This is a genomic window from Staphylococcus sp. AtHG25, assembly GCF_003217445.1.
Taxonomy (GTDB): Bacteria; Bacillota; Bacilli; order Staphylococcales; family Staphylococcaceae; genus Staphylococcus; species Staphylococcus haemolyticus.
Window position 1 is genome coordinate 1 of sequence record NZ_QJSN01000039.1, and the last position, 2,585, is coordinate 2,585.

Annotated in this window: 2 protein-coding genes; both read right to left on the bottom strand. The window is 30.2% G+C overall.

Annotated elements, in window-relative coordinates; all coding sequences use genetic code 11:
- Positions 1-911 precede the first annotated feature (911 nt).
- Entirely contained in the window at positions 912-1,835 is a 924-nt protein-coding gene (locus tag BDW31_RS12290; protein ID WP_110709697.1) for a protein rep, read from the bottom strand.
- A gap of 390 nt (positions 1,836-2,225) precedes the next feature.
- Positions 2,226-2,381 carry a beta-class phenol-soluble modulin gene (locus BDW31_RS12295; RefSeq protein ID WP_058714406.1) on the bottom strand — a complete coding sequence of 52 codons (156 nt, stop codon included), beginning with the start codon at positions 2,379-2,381 and terminating at the stop codon, positions 2,226-2,228.
- Between the last annotated feature and the right edge of the window lie 204 nt (positions 2,382-2,585).

Here is a 2,585-nt window from a genome sequence, read left to right on the forward strand (position 1 = left end):
AATTGCTTTATTGACGTTGAGCCTCGGAACCCTTAACAATCCCAAAACTTGTCGAATGGTCGGCTTAATAGCTCACGCTATGCCGACATTCGTCTCCAAGTTTAGTTAAGGGTTCTTCTCAACATCAATAAATTTTCTCGGCATAAATGCGTGTTCTACTCCCCGAATTTTTATTCAAACAACATGAAAATTTGATAAATAGCTAGTACCAGCAACACAACATATACATACTTATTCGTTAAAAAATTCTCTAATGCTTCTCTAAATTTCATTTTTTAACAACTCCTGTTTTCTCATAAATTTATCCACTTTCAGTTTTTCTTTTAACAAACTTTATCATAACTCTTACAAAAATTTTGAGTGCCTTTATTTTTAATTTTAAAGGAGTATTTTGAAGAAACACTAAATATTTACATAGTTTTATATCCAAAATTCTATATAAGCGCTTAAAACGCAAATGAGAGCCAAATAAATATATTTCGATTTCACATCACAAATTTTTAGCAAAACCAGTGACGATTTTTAGACACTGCCCAGTTACATGCAAACTAAAATTTTGCATAAAATGGCTCAAAAAATCATCAACTTTTTTAGTTCCTGCAGGAGCAATTTCTTTCAAAAAACCACCGAATTTTGAATTGGCTCCAAATTCTTTGTAAGAGCATAAGGGAAATTTGCATACATTAAAAAATGTATGGTCTGGCGAAGCCAGACATTTCAAGGGATACAGAGATTTTAAAAAGGTATACATTTTTTGCGTTTTGTACCCCGATTGTACCCCTACAAATTGCGATTGTACCCCGGTTGTACCCCTATATATTGTGTCAGTACCCCGTTTGTACCCAGGCATTTTTAACATATTTTCAACAAAAAAACGCTAGCTTTTTGCTAACGTTTAAGAAAATTTATTTTTATTTTTCTTCTTCAATTTCATCAATCATTTGATGATTAATTTCTTGTTTTTCACTTTCTGTTAAATCAAAAATTTCACTCGCTAAATACTCTTTTTTATTCCAAGTATAAAAAATTTGATAAATATATTCAGTCGGATCCACTTCTTTTAAGTAATCTAATTCTCCATTTTTTAATTTCTTTCTTGCGTCTTTAAACAGTCCAGAATAAACAAGAACTTGTTTTCCTTTTAATGCTTTATAAAATGCGTCGAACACTTTTTGATTAATTAAATAGTCATTATCCTTACCAGAATATTTAGCCATTTCGTAAAGTTCTTTATTATTATTTTGTTTAACTTTTTGTATATGTACTTGTGTAATTTCTGAATTTCCTGTGACGTCACGCCACATTTCTAGCCATTCTTTTTGACTAATATAAGCTTTAGTATCTTTAAAATATGATTTATTAACGGCAATCAATACGTGAAAATGTGGGTTATAATCATCACGTTTTTTGTTATAAGTGATTTCTAATTTTCTCACATAACCTTTTGTAATTGTTTTCACTTTTTTGCGTTCAAACATTTTCTTAAAAGATTTATTATAAATTTTTATTTCATTTTCCAAATGCTCACTTGTTACGTTTGGTGTTGTAAGTGTCAAAAAGATAAATCGCTTATCTTCTGTTTGTTTAATATGCTGCATCATCAATGACAAACCTAATGCATCTTTTCTCGCTTTTCGCCACGCACACATCGGACAAAAACGATTTTTACATGGGTTAGATTTATATAATTTCTTTTTGTCCATTCTTCGATTGGTCACAAAAGACAAGAAGGTATTACAATTTTCTACCAAATCCATTTGATTTTCCCCAATATGTCGTTTAATAAATTTTTGAAATACTTGATTTCTTTGTTTTTTCTCAGTATACTTTTCCATGTTATAACACAACAAAACAACTTAGTTTTACACAAACTAATGCCATAAAAAAGTTGCTTTTTCTCCTTTCTATTTACGTTTTTGATTAGACACCTAAAACGATACAATAGTATGCTAGAAAAAGCAATTTTTTTGTGCTTGAAGCCAGGCATATCAACGGAATAAGGGTAACTATGTCAAATCGAAATAGTTACCCTTATTATCAAGATAAGAAAAGACTCGTTTCACTCGTCTTAAAAACCACACAAAAAAAACACTCAAAATGATTGTTTTTTATTACTAAATTTAAAAGATATAACAGCAAATAAAAAAACCATCGAAAAACAAAAAAAGAGATTAATCAACGATTAGTTGATTAATCTCTTTATATGTAATGAGTGAAGATAGCTATTACATTAAACCAAATGCTTTAGCAATATCCCCTGCTAAACCAGCACCGTTAGCCACAATATTAACGATTGATTTAGCTAATTCAGCACCATCTCCAGATTGTCCTGCTGAAACTGTATTAACGATAGCTTCGCCTAATTTTGAAATGTGTTCCATGAAAATAAACCTCCTTACATATAGAGTTATTACCACCTTAAAATAACATATCTCATCATAAATTACTTCTAAAATTTAAAAATTTACAACATCTTAATAATTAATTGCATTATTCCAATTGCTTTATTGACGTTGAGCCTCGGAACCCTTAACAATCCCAAAACTTGTCGAATGGTCGGCTTAATAGCTCACGCTATGCCGACA

Excerpts from the sequence above, each read along its gene's own strand:
- BDW31_RS12290 (WP_110709697.1), bottom strand. The coding sequence starts at position 1,835 with ATGGAAAAGTATACTGAGAAAAAACAAAGAAATCAAGTATTTCAAAAA.
- BDW31_RS12295 (WP_058714406.1), bottom strand. The coding sequence starts at position 2,381 with ATGGAACACATTTCAAAATTAGGCGAAGCTATCGTTAATACAGTTTCA.